11 protein-coding genes are annotated in these 17,777 nt (G+C 33.3%); 10 read left to right on the plus strand and 1 reads right to left on the minus strand.

Going from position 1 to position 17,777, the window contains the following annotated elements; translation table 11 throughout:
• Positions 1-42 precede the first annotated feature (42 nt).
• The 3 genes from IGI43_RS11535 (at position 43) to ruvB (ending at position 3,576) form a co-directional block, all read left to right on the plus strand.
• Positions 43-1,695: a peptide ABC transporter substrate-binding protein gene (locus tag IGI43_RS11535; RefSeq protein ID WP_438757935.1), complete on the plus strand. Its 1,653-nt coding sequence runs from the start codon at positions 43-45 to the stop codon at positions 1,693-1,695.
• Positions 1,696-1,941: 246 nt separating this feature from the next.
• Complete coding sequence (gene ruvA / locus IGI43_RS11540) at positions 1,942-2,553, plus strand: Holliday junction branch migration protein RuvA (protein WP_438757936.1); 612 nt, start codon at positions 1,942-1,944, stop codon at positions 2,551-2,553.
• A 12-nt stretch (positions 2,554-2,565) separates the two neighbouring features.
• Positions 2,566-3,576 (plus strand): Holliday junction branch migration DNA helicase RuvB, encoded by a 1,011-nt coding sequence (gene ruvB, locus IGI43_RS11545; RefSeq protein ID WP_438757937.1) that lies wholly within the window; start codon positions 2,566-2,568, stop codon positions 3,574-3,576.
• 157 nt (positions 3,577-3,733) lie between these two features.
• On the opposite strand, the gene IGI43_RS11550 is transcribed toward ruvB, so the two are convergent.
• Positions 3,734-5,038 carry an ISL3 family transposase gene (locus tag IGI43_RS11550; protein ID WP_438757938.1) on the minus strand — a complete coding sequence of 435 codons (1,305 nt, stop codon included), beginning with the start codon at positions 5,036-5,038 and terminating at the stop codon, positions 3,734-3,736.
• Positions 5,039-5,487: 449 nt separating this feature from the next.
• Between IGI43_RS11550 and IGI43_RS11555 the strand changes: the two genes are divergently transcribed.
• The 7 genes from IGI43_RS11555 to IGI43_RS11585 all read left to right on the plus strand — a co-directional run bounded on the left by IGI43_RS11555 (position 5,488) and on the right by IGI43_RS11585 (position 17,118).
• Complete coding sequence (locus tag IGI43_RS11555; protein ID WP_438757939.1) at positions 5,488-6,546, plus strand: hypothetical protein; 1,059 nt, start codon at positions 5,488-5,490, stop codon at positions 6,544-6,546.
• A gap of 992 nt (positions 6,547-7,538) precedes the next feature.
• Entirely contained in the window at positions 7,539-8,645 is a 1,107-nt protein-coding gene (locus tag IGI43_RS11560; protein ID WP_438757940.1) for a tyrosine-type recombinase/integrase, read from the plus strand.
• A gap of 354 nt (positions 8,646-8,999) precedes the next feature.
• The gene (locus IGI43_RS11565) at positions 9,000-9,674 is read left to right on the plus strand and encodes a winged helix-turn-helix domain-containing protein (RefSeq protein ID WP_438757941.1); all 675 of its coding nucleotides are present in this window, start codon (positions 9,000-9,002) and stop codon (positions 9,672-9,674) included.
• Positions 9,675-10,246: 572 nt separating this feature from the next.
• On the plus strand, positions 10,247-11,326 hold the full coding sequence (locus IGI43_RS11570) for a DUF916 and DUF3324 domain-containing protein (protein WP_438757942.1): 1,080 nt from the start codon (positions 10,247-10,249) through the stop codon (positions 11,324-11,326).
• Positions 11,327-11,943: 617 nt separating this feature from the next.
• Positions 11,944-12,660, plus strand: coding sequence for a WxL domain-containing protein (locus tag IGI43_RS11575; protein ID WP_438757943.1), 717 nt, complete (start codon positions 11,944-11,946; stop codon positions 12,658-12,660).
• 195 nt (positions 12,661-12,855) lie between these two features.
• Positions 12,856-15,675, plus strand: coding sequence for an RICIN domain-containing protein (locus tag IGI43_RS11580; RefSeq protein ID WP_438757944.1), 2,820 nt, complete (start codon positions 12,856-12,858; stop codon positions 15,673-15,675).
• Positions 15,676-16,023: 348 nt separating this feature from the next.
• Positions 16,024-17,118, plus strand: a complete 1,095-nt coding sequence (locus tag IGI43_RS11585; RefSeq protein ID WP_438757945.1) for a DUF916 and DUF3324 domain-containing protein — start codon at positions 16,024-16,026, stop codon at positions 17,116-17,118.
• The last annotated feature ends 659 nt before the right edge of the window (positions 17,119-17,777 follow it).

The raw sequence follows: 17,777 nt of genomic DNA on the forward strand, positions 1-17,777 counted from the left end.
TAAATTTCAGAAAGAAAAATATTATTTATTGAGGAGAAAAAAATGAAAAAAACAACGATTACGAAATTAATCAGCGTTATGATGCTGTCTACATTAGTATTAGCAGCCTGTGGTGGCAATGACAAGACAGGTTCTACAGAAAATAGCAAGGATGGCAAAAAAGCGAGTGGGGAACAGCTTTTCAAATTAGTCGTCCAACAAGAAATGCCGAGTGCAGATTTATCGGTAGCAACAAATACAATCAGTTTTTCAGCGTTAAATAATATATATGAAGGATTATATCGTTTAGATGACAAAAGTAAACCACAACCAGCTGGGGCCGCAGAGCTTGCTAAGAAAAGCGATGATGGCTTGACCTATACATTTAAACTTAGAGAAGATGCTAAATGGTCAAATGGTGATCCTGTGGTAGCTTCTGATTATGTCTATGGATGGCAACGCACAGCGGATCCTAAAACAGCAGCAGAATATGCTTATATGTTTGAATTAGTCAAAAATGGCGCAGATGTCTCTGCTGGGAAAAAAGGATTAGATGAATTAGGGATCAAAGCTATTGGCGATCATGAATTAGAAGTGACGTTAGAGCAAGAAACCCCATATTTTGATTATTTGCTGGCATTTCCTTCGTTTTTCCCGCAAAATAAAAAAATAGTTGAAGAAAAAGGGAAAGATTATGCAACAACGAGTGATGCATCTGTGTATAACGGACCATTTACATTGACTGATTTTGATGGACCAGGAACAGATACCGAATGGTCCTATACGAAAAATGATCAATATTGGGACAAAGATGCAGTTCAATTAGATAAAATCGAGGTAAATGTGGTTAAAGAAGCACCGACCTCATTGAATCTTTTCCAAGATGGACAAGCAGATGATGTAATATTGAGTGGAGAACTAGCGAAGCAAATGGCTGAAGATCCAGAACTTGTGATCGAAAAAGATGCACGAACATCGTATCTTGAATTTAATCAAAGAGATGAAAATTCACCTTACCGAAATGCGAATTTAAGAAAAGCCATCTCTTATTCAATTGATCGCGACGCATTGGTAGACCGAATTTTAGGAGACGGTTCGATTGCATCTACTGGTCTTGTTCCAGCAGGAATGTCCTTCTCGCCAAAAGACAATAAAGATTTTGCTGAAGAGAATAAAAATGTATTGACACATGATACAAAAAAAGCGAAAGAAGAACTAGGAATTGATTCATTTAAATTTGATATTGTAGGCGATGATACAGATTCTACCAAAAAAGTCTTAGAATATATCCAAGGAGCAGTCAAAGAAACATTGGATGGTGTGGATGTAACAGTCACAAATGTACCATTTACCGTTCGTTTAGATCGTGGTAAAAATGGTGACTTTGAAGTTATCATGGGTGGTTGGGGCGCTGATTACGCAGACCCAAGTAGTTTTACTGACTTGTTCTTAACCGGCGGATCTTACAATAGAGGCCGTTACTCAAATGAAAAATATGATGAATTAGTTCAAGCATCAGGTAGTAAGGATGCTTCTAACCCAGAAAAACGCTGGACAGATATGGTGGATGCCGAAAAATTATTGATGGACGATATGGGGGTTTCACCCGTTTATCAAAAAGCTGAAGCACATATGCGCAGCAACAAAGTCAAAGGTGTAGTGGCTCATGGTGCGGGCGCACGTTATGACTATAAATGGACGTATATTTCTGAATAAAAAAATAGAAGTATTTAACCTAGAAAAATAAGAAGGGTTGCTTCTTCAGGCAATGTTTCACCGCATTTAGGGTGTGGGACAAAAGTAGATTTTACTTTTGTCCCACACCTTTCTTCTTTATTCAGCTACTGATTTTCTTGAATCTGTGCTAAAATAGAAACGTATGTGCGTGTAACGCATAAGAAATGTTGGTGCAAGAGGAGTAATTCCTTTTCCAACTTCAACGGTATCGAGAAAGGTGAAATTATGTACGAATATATCCTTGGTAAAGTGACATTTATCAGCCCTTATTATATTGTAGTAGAAACAAATGGCATCGGATTTCAGATTTCTGTAGGCAATCCCTATCGCTATTCTGGAAAAACTGATCAGCAAATTAAAATTTATGTCCATCAAGTCATCCGTGAAGATGCTCATTCTTTATATGGTTTTAGCGATTTAGATGAAAAACAACTTTTTTTAAAACTGATCAGCGTTTCAGGGATCGGTCCTAAAAGTGGTTTAGCGATTATGGCTTCAGAAGATCATGGTGGTTTAATAAATGCAATCGAAAGCGAAGATGCTGCGTATCTAACCAAATTTCCTGGCGTCGGTAAAAAAACGGCACAACAGATGATACTTGATCTAAAAGGAAAACTAGGTGAACTTGAAACCTCAGAAGCAGCTGTTGAAGCAATGGCTAAAACACCAACGAATCAATCAGTGAACCAGTCACTAACAGAAGCGCTGGAAGCACTAAGTGCATTAGGCTATAGCGAAAAAGAAATCAAACGAATCACACCAAAATTAGAAGAACTAGGCAAGTTAAAGACAGATGAATACTTACGTAATGCACTGAAATTCATGATGAAACGCTAAGGAGGAATCGCTATGACAGAAGATGAAAGACTACTTTCTGCTCAAACAAGCGCGGGGGAAGAGTCACTAGAAAAATCACTACGTCCGCAATTTCTCGAACAATATATCGGTCAAGATAAAGTTAAACAAGAACTAACAATCTACATTGAAGCTGCACGTAATCGGGAAGAAGCATTAGACCATACACTTTTATATGGACCGCCAGGTTTAGGGAAAACAACAATGGCCATGGTGATTGCCAATGAAATGCATGTCAATATCCGTACTACCAGTGGACCTGCAATTGAACGTGCAGGAGATTTAGTTGCAATTTTAAATGAATTAGAACCAGGCGATGTGTTATTTATTGACGAAATCCATCGTTTACCTCGAATTGTGGAAGAAATGCTCTATTCGGCAATGGAAGATTTTTATGTGGATATTATGGTGGGACAAGGAACGACCGCTCATCCAGTTCATTTTCCGCTGCCACCGTTTACACTGATTGGTGCAACGACTCGAGCGGGAATGTTATCTGCACCTCTTCGAGATCGTTTCGGTATTATTTCTCATATGGAGTATTATGAAACGCAAGACTTAAAAGAAATCGTATTGCGTTCGGCTGATATTTTCCAAACAGAAATCGTAGAAGAAGGTGCCTTTGAAATCGCCCGCCGTTCTCGTGGAACACCGCGGATCGCCAATCGTTTATTAAAGCGTGTTCGCGATTTCGCTCAAGTCCAGTCAAATGGTACCATCGATCGCAGCATTGCAGATCAAGCGTTGACTTTACTGCAGGTCGATCATCAAGGATTGGACTATGTCGATCAAAAATTATTGAAAACAATGATTGAACTATATGGCGGTGGTCCCGTCGGTTTAAGTACGTTAGCCGTGAACATCAGTGAAGAAACAGAAACGGTCGAAGATATGTATGAACCCTATTTGATCCAAAAAGGCTTTATTAAGCGGACACCAAGAGGACGAATTGCGACAGCTTTGGCCTATGAACATTTTGGTTATGAGTCTTATTATCAAGAATAGAAATAGAGCATAAATGTATGACGCTGGCAATGATCTCAAAATGAACTCTTAAAAAAATAGACTAAGACTAGAGGAGAAAACAGGCTCTTTGTCAACTAATGTTGGTGAAGAAAATCCAAAGAATTAAATCAATGATGAAGCCTAGAGGGAAATGCCTCTAGGTTTTTCTATTTGGTTGAAAAAGAACAGACCCAAAGCATAAAGTAATTCTCAATTTAAAATTATAGAAGTTACGGAAGCCGTAGGCATTTCTCTTTAATACTTTGATATGGTTATTCAAGCATTCTAACGGTCCGTTGGAATAAGGCAAATCCAACGCATTTTTAATGCCCGTTTGAACTTTTTTAAAGGTAGTAATTGTTGTTTGATAATAAGCTGGAAGCCTAGAATAATCTTGTTCTAATAACACGTGAAACCGTGTGTAATCTCTTGTTTGTATGGCATAGAGAAAATCCTGATAACAGGTATAGCCAGCTTTTAATTCTTCATCATAGGCAAGTAATCGATCCACGAGTTCGGTTTCTGTTAAATAAGCACGGAAGGAAGGACGCCATTGGCGTTTTTCAAAATGGAGCTTCGATTGATTCTTTTGAAGTAGTTTCCAGTATTTCTTCAAGTGACGGTATTTTTTTGCTTCTACAGATCCTTGATGGAGAAAGGTATTCATTCGTTGAATGCGGTGTTTTAAGAACGTTCGCCCAATATGTTGCACAATATGAAAGCGATCAAGAACAATCTGAGACTTGGGAAATAGTTTCTTAATTAAAGAAAAATAAGGCGCATACATATCGCAAACAATGTATTTTACACCTTCACGAACAGATAAAGAAAATCGTGAGAAATAGCGTTCTAAAAAAGGCAACTGGCGGTTTTCAACGACATCGAGTAATTGCGTTGTTTGTCCATCCATCATAATGAAACTCATAGAGGCAGCGACTTGTTTCACTGATTTAAATTCATCAAAACAAAGAACTTCTGGCAAGATGAGTCGATTGATTTTTTGGGGTTCGTAAAACTGTTTCAATACGCGATAAACAGAGGAAACAGAGACCTTCTTTTGACGGGCAATTTCGGTCATAGACGAAGTGTTTCGTAGACGCTCGGCAATCGAAAGCTTAACTTTCTTAGAGATCGAGCAACACTTTTCGATAAGACTTGTTTCAGCGACAAAAGTTCTATCACAAGAATGGCAGAAGAAACGACGTTTCTTCAAGCGTAAGTATGTTTGGTATTCAGAAACATCATTCAGTAAAATCAGACAGGTTGTAAAGCTCCAACGAATAATCGATCCGTCTTCATGGGCACCACAATGAGGACAGGAGTGCGCTAAATAGTCCAACGTACCAGAAAACTCCTGGCAGATCCGTCCTTTAATGCGTTCTTTTTTTAAAGAATTTTCATTAAAAGTAATGTTTAAGTCTAGAATATCTAAGGTTTCTTTGATAAGATTTGTATAGGACATCTTGATTTCCCCTTTTGATTGGTTTTAGACGACTTAATTCTAAAGGATATCAGGGTGTCTTTTCTATTATTTTGCATTAAAAAAGATGCCGGTGATTGTTCACCAACATCAAAAAGTATAGAGCCAGAAAACATCTCAATTGATGAGTTTTCTCTCTATTTTTTTGTCATTTTTTTATTCTATCCCAAATTGAGAGGCTATTTAAAATAATAGATAGAAATAATCCACAGTAGATACAAATCAGTTTTATTTTGGGCTTTAAATCCGAATAAAGGCTGTTGGCTCTGCCTTCTTTTTTGTTTTAAGGCTATTTTAAGTCTATTCAATCATTAAAGGAAAATGAGCAAATGATTCAAATAAATCGTATCATTTGCACAAAATATTTTCTGCTTTTATAGTTAGCAGTGTACTTAAGTTAATACAATAAAATGAGCGAAAGGATGGGAATTATGGAAAAGAATACGAGAAAAAAAGGGTTTGTATCGTACTTAACAACGCAAGATGAAGCAGGGGTAAATATCTCTTGGGGGGCAATCATTGCAGGACTGGTTTCCTTCTTTGCGATTTTCTTTACTTTGAGTTTGATTGGATCAGCGATTGGTTTTGGCATGATCGAACCAACGTCGGATAAGCCTTTAGATGGTGTGGAAACAGGACTTATTATTTGGACAGTTGTAACCTTTGTCTTTTCATTATTTTGTAGCGGATTTATTGCAGGGGTAGCAGCTCGTAGAGTTGGTTTAATTCACGGGTTCTTAACTTGGGCAACAAGTGTCTTAGTTTTATTAGCTATTCTATCTTATACAGCAATTGGTGCATTTTCAGCAATCGGTTCATTATTTGGTAACCTTGCTCAAGCAGCAGGAAGTGGTGTACAAACTGTAGCCTCTGGTACGTCAGATACAATCAGTAAAAGCTTTGAAAAATTAACTGATGGTGTTGGAACAGTGAATACTACTGAGCTTCAAGATCAAGTGCAAAAAGTTTTATCTGATACAAATGTTCCAGAATTACAACCAGACTACTTGAAAGATCAAATGAAAGAAGCAACAGATGAATTGAAAAATGCAGGAAAAGAAATTGTAAAAAATCCTGATAATGCAGATCAAATTTTCAAAGATACAGGTGATTCTTTAAAAGAGAAGGCTGAAAAAATAGGTGATTCAGTAGATCGTCAAGCAATTGCGAACGCTGTTGCATCAAATACAGATTTGTCACAAGAAGAAGCACAACAAGCAACTGACAATATTTACAATGAATTACAAACAGCATCTAAACAAGCACAAAAACAAATTGACAACGCACAAACAAGTCTAGAAGAAACGAAAGATGACTTAGATGAAACCATTAAAGAAGCAAGACAAACTGCGGAAGATACATCAAATACAGTAGCAAAAGCCTCTATTTGGGGATTTGTGGCAATGATTCTGGGGATGGTAATTACTTCTCTAGCAGGTTTATGGGGATCAAATTTAGTGAAAGATCCTGTCACTGAAAGTAAATTATAGACAAACATCTATTAGAATTTAAAGGAAAAAAATATAGCGTAGGCTATGCTCTTTCTATTCATTTAAATAATATCTAGTATAGTAACAAAAAATGATTTAGAGAAAATTTCTCTGAATCATTTTTTTTACTATATGATTGCGGAAAAAATTCTTGAACTAGAAAAGAATGAGCAATTTCAATAATTTTGCTATCTATTTTGCAAATCCTAGCACACTGTCACAACTCGGTCTGAACGAGAATTCTAACGGTCCCCTACGTAAAGATGCTCTCTCTAAACAGGTGAATGTTGATCAAGTGAAACACACATTTGTTCCAGCTATCGCTTCCAAAAGAAATCTTATATAGTGAGGTGGAATTTCTGGAGATTCAAACGTTATGAAAATCATGTCGAAATGTTAATTAACTAGTCGATGGTATTTTCTATCAATGAAGAGAAGAAAAAATTTAGTACTATTTGAATGTCAAACAGTGATGAAAGAGGAATAAACAATTTTTAAAATATTTCCATTAAGAAAGGCTATCTCATTGAGAGGCCTTTTTTTTACGGCTAAATATCGTAGATCAAACCCATGAGGAAATGATATTTAAAGTATAAAAAAAATATAAAATGTGTATTGTCATGAAACTTTATGCACTTTTCGTTATAAAATAATATTTATATATATTGTTATTTAAAAAAATATATATACACCCCAATTCAAGGGTCAGACCCCTGAAAATATATATAAATAAGCTATTTTAAGTAAAATAGCTCTATTATAAGTTCGTTGAAATTTATTGATAGATGTAAATGAGAGAGTAATTTATATCTTGGAATTTTATATACCAAGTAAATGATTGTGATTTCTTTGTTAATTATAGATAAAAAAAATGGAAAATACAATAGTTTTTTTATATGTTTCATAAAAAACATCGATAACCCTTTATTATCAAGACTTTACTCTACTTATTTTAATTCCGTCAAATAAGCCGTCAAGAAAGGAAGAACCACATGGCACGTAAAGGTGAAAATATCTATAAACGAAAAGATGGTCGTTGGGAAGGCCGTTATAAAAAAGGACGTAAAGAAAATGGCCAATTAAAATATGGCTATCTTTATGGAAAAACATATACTGAAGTGAAAAATCGCTTATATTCTTATAAATTGAAATACCAAACCATTGTTCAACTCCGTGGAGAAAGTACGTGTACTTATGAGGAATGGGCTCTTCAGTGGTTGACGCAACACCAACATTGCCTAAAAAGTGCTACTTACAGCACGTATCTTTATAAATTGACAAAATATGTGTTTCCAACGATCGGACTGATTTCGTTAAATGAATTAACAAGCGAACAGCTACAAAAACTGATCGATCAATGGCAATACCAGGGCTTGAAGCCGACCACCATCCATGTATTGTATCAAATCATCAAAAAATCATTAAAGGAGGCCTATGAACAAGGACGGATCATCCAAACCCCGTGTCAGCGAATTCGATTGCCCAAAAAGCAAAAAGTCCACGCAAAAGCATTAACCAGAGCTCAACAAACTAAATTAGAAACAAACGTCAAAGCATTACCGCTGTATAAAGGATTACCCGTTTTGTTAGCGCTGAATGCAGGACTCCGTATTGGAGAAATCGCTGCATTACGCTGGGAGGATATTGATTTAGAGCGCCGAACGATTCATGTCCACCAAACGTTTCAACGTGTGCCTATTATAGGAGGAGGAGAACGCACACAATTGATTTTTGATCGTTCAAAAACGGACTGTTCCGACAGAATAGTCCCTATAAGTCATACGTTGTATAAATACTTAAAAAAATGGAAGAGAAAGACCATAAGTAGATATGTCTGTTCGAATAAAAGTACCCCGTGTGAACCAAGACTATTGACCTATTATTTCCACAAAATTCGAAAGAAGTGTGGGATTATTTCCGTACATTTTCATCAATTGAGGCATACCTTTGCGACGCGATGTATCGAGGCCAACGGGGATGTCGCTTCCGTGAGCAAATTATTAGGACATAGTTCCACTCAGACGACATTGGATGTTTATACAGACTCGTTGATTGAAAGTAGACAACGAGTGATTGCACAGATGGATCAAGCAAAATAAAAAAATACAGTTGAAAGAGTAAATAAAAAAACAGTCGTTTTTATTTATGGCTTTTTGCCATACTCTTTTTTGGTAGCGTTTTCTATATTTGGTGTTTTATAAAAAATATGAACTATTTAGTATTGTTTTTTTTTTAAAAACAGATGCTTTTTTATTTTTCTTTTTCTTTTTAAGCCGTCATTTATAGTCATACAAGTAGTCAAACTGCCTGTGTAGCTTGACTTTAAAGTCAACGACTTAGTATATAAAATTCTAGGTAAAAAAAGATATAGATTTAAGCTATTTTATCGATTATTAGGATATTTACTCACTTTTTATAGAATTTAATAAAAAAATGAAATAGGAGAAATATTTATGCTAACTTTAGGAATTTTAGAAACAACATCGTCAACGTATGAAAAAATTAGTCAAGAATTTGAAACAGAACAATATCATTTAAAAAAAATAGAGCATAAAGAGCAAGTGAAAAATGTAGATGGACTAATTATACCTTTAGAAATAAAAGAACAATTGGGACAAGCTGTTGAATGGTTAGTAGCATGTCAACAATTTTCTGCGGTTTTCATATGGGTAATATCTAATGATTTTTTAGACTATGAAGAGAGTATTTTATTGGATCTTGGAGTAAATGCTGTAATTAAGACTGAAGAGAAAGAGTTTCTGCTAAAAAAGATCGTTAAAAATACTTTTAAAAGAATAGAAAATAGTAAGCCGTATCGTAACAATAACTCGTCAGAGTTCTCACTAAATGATGAAAATCAATCAATTATAGTAAAAGGAGATGAACAATTATTGACCGTAACAGAATTTAGGGTAATGAAGTTCTTATATAAAAATAAGAACAAGACAATTTCATATGATGAAATAATGCCCTATATGTGGCCAGGCACTTCATCGGAGAACATCTATAAGTTAACAAACATTATATTTCATATTCGAAAAAAATTAAATAAAAATGCTCCGTGTAGTATAAAAACTATCCGTTCAATAGGATATAGATTAGAACTAGAAAATGAATGTTCCGAGTGAAAATTCAATAATTTTTTGTAAGCAATTCAAAATTTAACTATGAAAGAGACATTTGATAAATATGAGGGAAAAAAAATATAGTTTTTTTAGTAGGAAAGTACGAGTAACTAGAGTGTTAACAATAGTAATGATGATTTGTTGGGTTGTATACAATTTTAAATTTAGTAGATTTTATGAATATTTATATTTTTATATTGATAAAAGTTTACCAAAAGAGTATCAAATTATTTTTTATTTTAGCGAAGAGTGGTCGCGGTCAATAATTTATCTAGTTAATTTTTTATGTTTATCTGTGATAACAATGTTTGTTATTGCCTATGCATATCGTACTGAGTCGAAATCAACAATGACTATTTTGTGTGTCTTATTATCTATAATTATGTTGTTTCTATTTAAAACGTTATGGTGTTTACTTTTTCTAGTTGAGCTACTACTGGCTTTCAGTATTTTCTACATTGTATATATTTTAACTTTTAAAAAATATTCAGAAAATTTAGAAGAAGATTAAAACGTAAACGATAAACATTTTAGTTTTGAAAAATTACTATTTCATGATGGAAAGAGGTTTAGTTTTGAGTAATAAAAAAAAAATTATTTTTGCATTAATTTGTTATTTAGGAATATTTACACCAATTTTGGCAAATGCGAATGAAGAGGATATTGGGTTCATAGTAGAGCCGATTCACAATAATAATCAGATCGATCCTGAGGTATCTTATTTTTATGTAAAAACTGTACCTGGAGAACAACAAGAAATTAAAGTGAAAATAAAAAGTACACGAAAAGAAGAAGTAAAAGTAAAAATCCATGTTGCGAATGCAATAACAAGCGAAAAAGGAACTATAGATTACTCTGCTGATACACAGACATTTAACGACACTTTACAAGCACCATTGTCAGCCATTGTTTCAATAGATTCTCCTGATGTCACAATCGGTAACTACGAAGAAAAAGAAGTGGTATTTAAAGTCACTCCTCCAAAAGAAGATTATCTGGGAGCAAAAATGGGAACGTTAGTTTTTGAAACAACTGAAGAATCTGAGGATGAAAGTAAATCTGGTGTAGATAATAAGTTTTCTTATAGAATCGGCTTAGTAGCCTCAGAATCACCTGATAGCTACATGGATGGTAAAACATTAAATTTGTTAGATGCAAAAGCAAGTATTAAAAGAGGGAAAAAAATGATTTTAGCTACTCTTCAGAATCCAGAGCCTAAAGTATTAGCTAATTTAGCTCTTACTGTAGAGTTAAGAAAAAAGAATGATGAACAAATTATAAAAAAAAGAGAGGTGAGTAACTATACATTAGCGCCTAATAGTAACTTTGACTTTGAAATTGATTATGGTAGTACTGCTATTTCTCCTGGAGATTATGTGCTGAGTGTAAAAGGAACAAATGGATTAAATAGTTGGAATTTAACCAAAGAATTTAATATTTCTGGCTCTCAAGCAAAAAAAATAAATGATGATTATGCGTTGAAAATAGTTACACCAACATGGATTAAAATCTATACGCTTCTCAGTTGTCTGATTACAGTTATTCTTGCATTTGTTTTGCGTAAACGAAGAGTTTATATGGAAGAACAATGGAAAGAAAAACGAAAAAAAATACGAAAAAAAAAGGAACAAAGGAGAGAGAGAAATGAAACATAGGAAAATGTTAGTAACAGCCATTACCGTAAGTATTTTTTTTTTGGAAGTCACAGCGAGGTTCAAGCAGAAAAAAAAGCTTCTACTGATGTAGGAATTTCGTTTGTACAATCAAGTGAGCTACCTAAGCCAATAAATAAAATAGAGCCGAATTTTCCGAACAATAATGAAAGTATGTCTAACACTGATAAGCTCCCTTCAACGGGTGAATTGGTAGGTTCAATTATTGTAGTTCTATTTGGATGTACGGTGATATTAATAGTTTTGGGTATTTTTTTGGTAAGAAAGATTTTTTTAAATAATACTTATGGGAGATGAAAAAATTGCTGGATTACATTTGGATTATCATTTTAGGAATTCTAGGGTTAATTTCACTGTTGATTTTTTTATTAAGTTTATCCAAAGATTCATTTTTAACAAACAAATTGAAAAGAAAGAAAACATTAGCATTAAATTTTTCTTTACTCGCTATTAGTTTAGGAAATTTAAGTGTAATTATTTACTTATTTATACTATTAAAGAATCAAATTGAGCTAATGAATATTTAATATATAGACAATAAAACAATTTAAAACAATAACTCTTTACACGATGTACTACAAAAGAAAAGGATGAACTAAATGAAAAAATTTATGATTATGGGTTTGCTATCAGTTTCAACATTGGCTATGTTTGCTTCAACGGCAGATGCCCAAACTAAAGAAGATAAAACAGATGTAGGTGTGAGCTTTAAATCGGACGGAGCGAACGATAATGGGGAAAATAAACCGTTTAAAAATAATTTATCCCTAGTATGGAAACCAACAGCATTTACTTTTGGAGAACAAAAAGCTGTTGGTGGAGTTGCGACCTATAATAACACCATCAAAGATAATCAATATTTAATCGTGAATGATGATAGAACGGATGCTACTGCTGGCTCTCAATGGCTATTATCAGCAAAACTATCAGATATGGTGGCATCTGATGAAACTAAATTAACTTCAAATATTACATTTAATCTAGGAGATGCGCAAAAATATACAATTGGGACAGCTATTGATCCTGATACAAATGACTATATTCCAGCAGTTCCAGACGCAAGCTCTTTATCTTCATTAGATAGTACTGCAGGAATTACAATTGGAGACAACCAAGTTAAAGCTATTAGTTTAGAAGCAGGAGCAACAGCTCCAGTAGCGCTTATGTCTAAGAAGACTAAAAACACTGTTACTGGTGGAGTAGCTACTCAAATTTCAGATACAAAACTAGTTGTCAAAGATAGTAAAAATGCGGCTGGTAAATCGTTTAAAGGATCAGTTACTTGGACATTAGACGATGCACCAGTGTTTAACTAAGAAAAATTAGTTACTTTAGTATTGGATGATACACCAATATTTAACTAAAAAATAAATAATTGTACGTTGTGTAAAGAGTTATTGTTTTGAATTGTTTTATTTAAGTATATAAAAGTAATTTTTTTATGTGGTTTACATTGTTTTATAAACCGTTTGTGATGTTAACGTATCTTTGTGAGAAGAGGGGTGATAGTAATGAGCAGGGAAAAAAAGTTTAAAATTATATTTATTTTCTTTAATATTTTCTTGTTTTTTATAGGTTCTAAAAACGCATTAGCTGATCAAATAGTTCCAAATAATTTATACGTAGCTTATCCTCAGAATGCTTCGAATCAGTATTTAGATATATCGCAGTCATTGGGAAATGATAGAAATTATCTAATTACTTATGCGGGACACGGTTTAGGAAATCAATTGATGGGCTATGAATATAGGCCTGAAAAAAAAGGTTATATAATTTATTCTGCTCAAGATCAGAATCAGCTAATAGGACAATCAGCTGATTCTGGAAGATCCGAATATATTAAGTCAACAAAATTTTCTGAACAAGTGAATAGTTTGACGGATATTCCAGATGAATTTATTTGGGATATTAACTTGGTTGATAGTTCAGAAGATTCATATACTATAGCAAATAGAAAATCTTCGTTATATATGACGGCTGTAAGTACGTCTAATGATTCTCTTATAAAGTTGAGTCCATACGCAAATAATAGTAATCAATTTTTTAAGCTGCGTACTAAAAATGGTATATATATTATTCGATCACGTAGCCAAAATAATATGGTTTTTGATATTGCTAATGGTGTTGCTGTAAACAATAATGTTATTGCCTACAATTATCATGGAGGGGACAATCAAAGATGGTTAGTCACTTATAATCCACGTAGTAATGCATATATGATAGCAAATTCTAGTAGGAGAAATTTACTTTTTAATCAACCATATAATTCTACTTCTATACCTAATGGCTCACCTAATGTAATAAATAATAACTTACCTTTTGAACGGGGAATACCATGGGGGACTGGATTCCAATTTACGACTGCAGGAGCCCCATTAAATAACAAAGAAGTTGTGAATGTCCAAAGTCAATTGGGAAACTATGTCATTAAAAAAGATAATGTTAATAGTGGTGTAAGTACACTTTCGGCAGTTGCAAGAGATTCTGCTTTGACAAGTCAGTGGGTTTTCGATTTAATTAGTCCGCTTCCTGAACCTACAGTAAGTAATTTAATTATAGACGGATCAGTTTCTGGTGAATCAAATAATTTCTTTGTTGGAGAAAAATTAACTATTTCTGGTGATGTTAGCGCTGTTGGTTTTTATAAATTTGATGTTTATTATAAACTCAACTTAAACTCTTCAACGTTGGTTTCACAAGATACATCTTTGAATAGTGCTTCAGCTGGAAAATTTAAGTATCAAATCGATACGTTAAGTTATTCTGAAGGCATAAACTCTATGGAATATTTTGTTAGAGCGGATAAGGCTTTTCTGTCGAATAAAATTCCTAAAAGATTAAATTTTAAATACCCGACTCCCACTGGAGATGCAGTGCCTCAAAATATAGATAAAAATACTCCTATAAGTAGTCTAGATTTAAGTAAATTTGTGGTCAATTTACATGATGAATTAGGTAATCCAGTTACAATAGATAGTATCAATAAGATTGATACTTCCGTTTCTGGAATACAACAATCTGAGGTGACACTACGAAATAAGTACAAAACATCCGTTGTTAAAGTACCAGTAAATATTATAGATAAAAGTGCACCTACAGGAACTGGTAAAATTACTGTAGTAAATCAAAATGATACTAGTATTTTGCAAGGTTCCGATTTAAGTGTATTTATTGATGATCTAGTTGATAAAAACGATGTTACTATTTCAATGAAAGAAGGGCAAGATATCAATCAATTAGTTTCAACTGTTGGTCCAACTTATTTTGATTTAGTTTTAACTAATACTAAAAATGGTTTATATAACGAAGTCAGAGTTCCTCTGTATGTTAAAAATGAAAATACAAAAGCAGCTTTTGATAAAAATAATTTGTTGCTAGGAAATGATATTTCTGTTACATCAGTAGAGGATTATCCTAAGAATGATTTAGAAATGTCTGAGTTTATTCAAGAAAATTCTAAAAATCAATTGTGGCAGAAAAATCAAATAGGAGAACTGACTGGTATAGATTCATCTGAGTTAGTGTTGAATACAAGTCTTTTACCTAAACCAGGAACTAGTCTTACGGATGGTGATTATGCGTTTACCTATACTTATGGGACACTGAGTTTAAATTTAAATTTAAATATTAAGATTGATATATTACGAATAATAACAGTTTTATTTGTAGATGAGGCTAACAAGAATATACGTGAACCGATCAAATTAGAATATCATACTTCTCCGAATCCATCGAAGCCGCCTGTAGCTGATTTATCTATGTCACCGGAGATAAACGATCAATTATCGGATTTAGAAAATGATAATTATTTAATTGTTGAGCGTCCAGAAAATGAGAAGCATGTCTCTCTTGACACTGATTCTACCATGATTTATCAATTAGCCGGAACATTATCTATCAAATCTTATCCACAAAAAATTAATTTCGGGCAGCAACATCTGATATTACCTTTCATAGATGATGATAAATTTTCTTATGATGCACCATTGATAATTTGGGATAATAGAAAAACAAAAGATAATCAAAGAAAAAATTGGCAATTAACAGCAACATTAACTAAGCCGCTGACTAGTGAAGTTGACCCTACAAGTATTATTTATGATGCACTCTATTATCAAATAAATGATAAAAATATCAAGTTGCCTCTAATCCAAGATCAGGCTCAAACGATCAAAGAAAACAAAAATGATATTAATCAGCCAGAATTTAATTTAAGTAAAGAATGGGAGAATAAAAATGAAGGCTTACAATTACAGTTATTCAGTAAGCAAGTAAATCAAGAAGGGAACTATACGGCCTCAATACTATGGAAAATTGGAGATTTGCCATAGTATTGTAGAAAGGTATCTCAAGAAAAAATTGCATATTGCGACTCAGAATGTATTTATTCCGAGTGATAATTTTCTAGTATTCGGAATTCATTGATCTAAAATTTTGTATAAGTAAATTTTCCCTTGTATTATTACTTCGAATAAGATAACAATGCCAAAGGGAAATTATTGCACAAATTATCATAAAAAACTAATTGAATAAATAAAATTTGTAATAAGGTTGGGACAGAAGTGTTTACTTATGTTTAAACCGTTTATTCGGATTCATTGAGGCTGAGGTATGACTCGTAGAGTTATGTCTCAGCCTCATGTACATAGAAAAATACTATAGAGTAAGCGAGGTTTAGTATGAAAATAGTTACAGTTTTTAGAGAGCAAAGACTTAGTATACTTTTAAGTTTCCTGATTGTTGGGTTCTTCCTTTTTCAAACCAATTCCAGTTACGCTGTAGAGGAGAATCTTGCAGGTGCAACAGGTTTTAACTACAGTATCAAGTTTCCCGATAATCAAATAGACAAAGAATTAGGCTATTATCATTTAAAAATGGATCCAGGACAGCATCAAAAACTATCGATCATCTTAAGTAATCCCAATAAGGAGAAAGTGACGATAGATGTGAAGGTGAATGGAGCGAAGACCAATCAAAATGGTGTCATTGAATATGGAGAGTCGACAATAGAAAATGATCAATCGTTGAAATTTGACTTTACGAATCTTGTAAAGGCACCAAAATCTGTCGAACTGGCGCCAGGGGAAACTAAAAACTTAGAATTAACGGTTGATATACCAGAAACAGGCTATGATGGGGTTATCGCTGGAGGTATTCAGTTGATGCGTGCCGAACAAAAAGATACTACAAAAAATAATAATAAATCGAAAATCGATAATAAATACGCTTATATTATTGGGATGGTCTTACAAGAAAAGGAGATGGAAGCCAGTCCAAATTTATCTTTAAATAGTGTAAAAGTAGGTCAAAATAGTTATAATAATGCCATTTTCATCAATTTTTCCAATATAGCAGCTGTATTTTTAAACAATGTGACTGTGAATGTACAGATCACAGAAAAAGGAAAAGAGACGGTTTTATTCGAACGTAAACAATCAGAGATGCGAATGGCGCCAAACTCATTCATTGATTTTCCTATCAGCATGAATGGAGAACTGATAACTCCAGGTAATTATGAAGCTGACATCTTGGTGACCTCAGGAGATAAGAAATGGGATTGGAAAGAAGACTTTGAAATTACAGATGAAGATGCCAATAAATTCAATGAGAGCGATAAGGAATTTGTACAAGAAAAAGGATTGAATTGGCGAATGATTCTTCTATTAGTGGCGGCTTTTGTATTGATTATGATGGTTCTTTTTTCGCTTTTACGCTTTCTTAGAAAAAAAAGCAAGTCAAAAAAGCAACGGAAAAAGTATGTAAAAAAGCCATGAAAAAAACTAAAGAATTAATTGAGCCTAGAATCTTAAGATAATGGCTATTCTAGATTTGATTTTAACTATAGTTAGCGTGCTAATTATCGTAATACTCCTAAAAATCTGTCTATTTTTTGGTTCAAGTCTTATGAACACAGCAACGAGTATTTAGGAACTACACTTATATTATTCTTTAGGTAAAAGATAGAATGAGTCTTTCTGTATCAAATTAATAAGCAGTCAAAGTGATTTTGTGTAGTTGTAACGAAATCACTTTCTTTTTTTTATTGATAGAATGAAAAATAAAAGGTATTCTCCAAAAAGGTGAGACGTCCTCTCGCAGGAAATTATGCAACTAGTCAATATTAACTATATAAGCTGTTTTGATTCGTTTTTTCACTTAATTTATTAAAAATAGCAATTATTTTTGAAAATTTTTTAGAGTTAAATAGCAGCAAATAAATGATTTTTAATGTATTTAGTGCGCTTTTAAAAGGTTAATTCACTCATAAAATGCTGAAAGTACAACCGAAATAAGTCTTTCCGTTGCCAAAACGAATGAATGGACGTTTGAGGTACCAAACAATTCCATTAACCGTTGTCTCAGACGGATAACCAATGAGTGACAAGTACAATAACTAGAGAATGTAATATAAAAAATAACGAATTAAATTTTT

The sequence above is a fragment of the Enterococcus sp. AZ126 genome (assembly GCF_051714545.1).
In the GTDB taxonomy this organism is placed as follows: domain Bacteria; phylum Bacillota; class Bacilli; order Lactobacillales; family Enterococcaceae; genus Enterococcus_L.

Bases quoted from the DNA above. Each gene is read 5' to 3' on its own strand.
- IGI43_RS11550 (WP_438757938.1), bottom strand. From the start codon at position 5,038: ATGTCCTATACAAATCTTATCAAAGAAACCTTAGATATTCTAGACTTA.
- IGI43_RS11555 (WP_438757939.1), top strand. From the start codon at position 5,488: ATGGAAAAGAATACGAGAAAAAAAGGGTTTGTATCGTACTTAACAACG.
- ruvB (WP_438757937.1), top strand. From the start codon at position 2,566: ATGACAGAAGATGAAAGACTACTTTCTGCTCAAACAAGCGCGGGGGAA.
- IGI43_RS11560 (WP_438757940.1), top strand. From the start codon at position 7,539: ATGGCACGTAAAGGTGAAAATATCTATAAACGAAAAGATGGTCGTTGG.
- IGI43_RS11575 (WP_438757943.1), top strand. From the start codon at position 11,944: ATGAAAAAATTTATGATTATGGGTTTGCTATCAGTTTCAACATTGGCT.
- IGI43_RS11585 (WP_438757945.1), top strand. From the start codon at position 16,024: ATGAAAATAGTTACAGTTTTTAGAGAGCAAAGACTTAGTATACTTTTA.
- IGI43_RS11535 (WP_438757935.1), top strand. From the start codon at position 43: ATGAAAAAAACAACGATTACGAAATTAATCAGCGTTATGATGCTGTCT.
- IGI43_RS11580 (WP_438757944.1), top strand. From the start codon at position 12,856: ATGAGCAGGGAAAAAAAGTTTAAAATTATATTTATTTTCTTTAATATT.
- IGI43_RS11565 (WP_438757941.1), top strand. From the start codon at position 9,000: ATGCTAACTTTAGGAATTTTAGAAACAACATCGTCAACGTATGAAAAA.
- ruvA (WP_438757936.1), top strand. From the start codon at position 1,942: ATGTACGAATATATCCTTGGTAAAGTGACATTTATCAGCCCTTATTAT.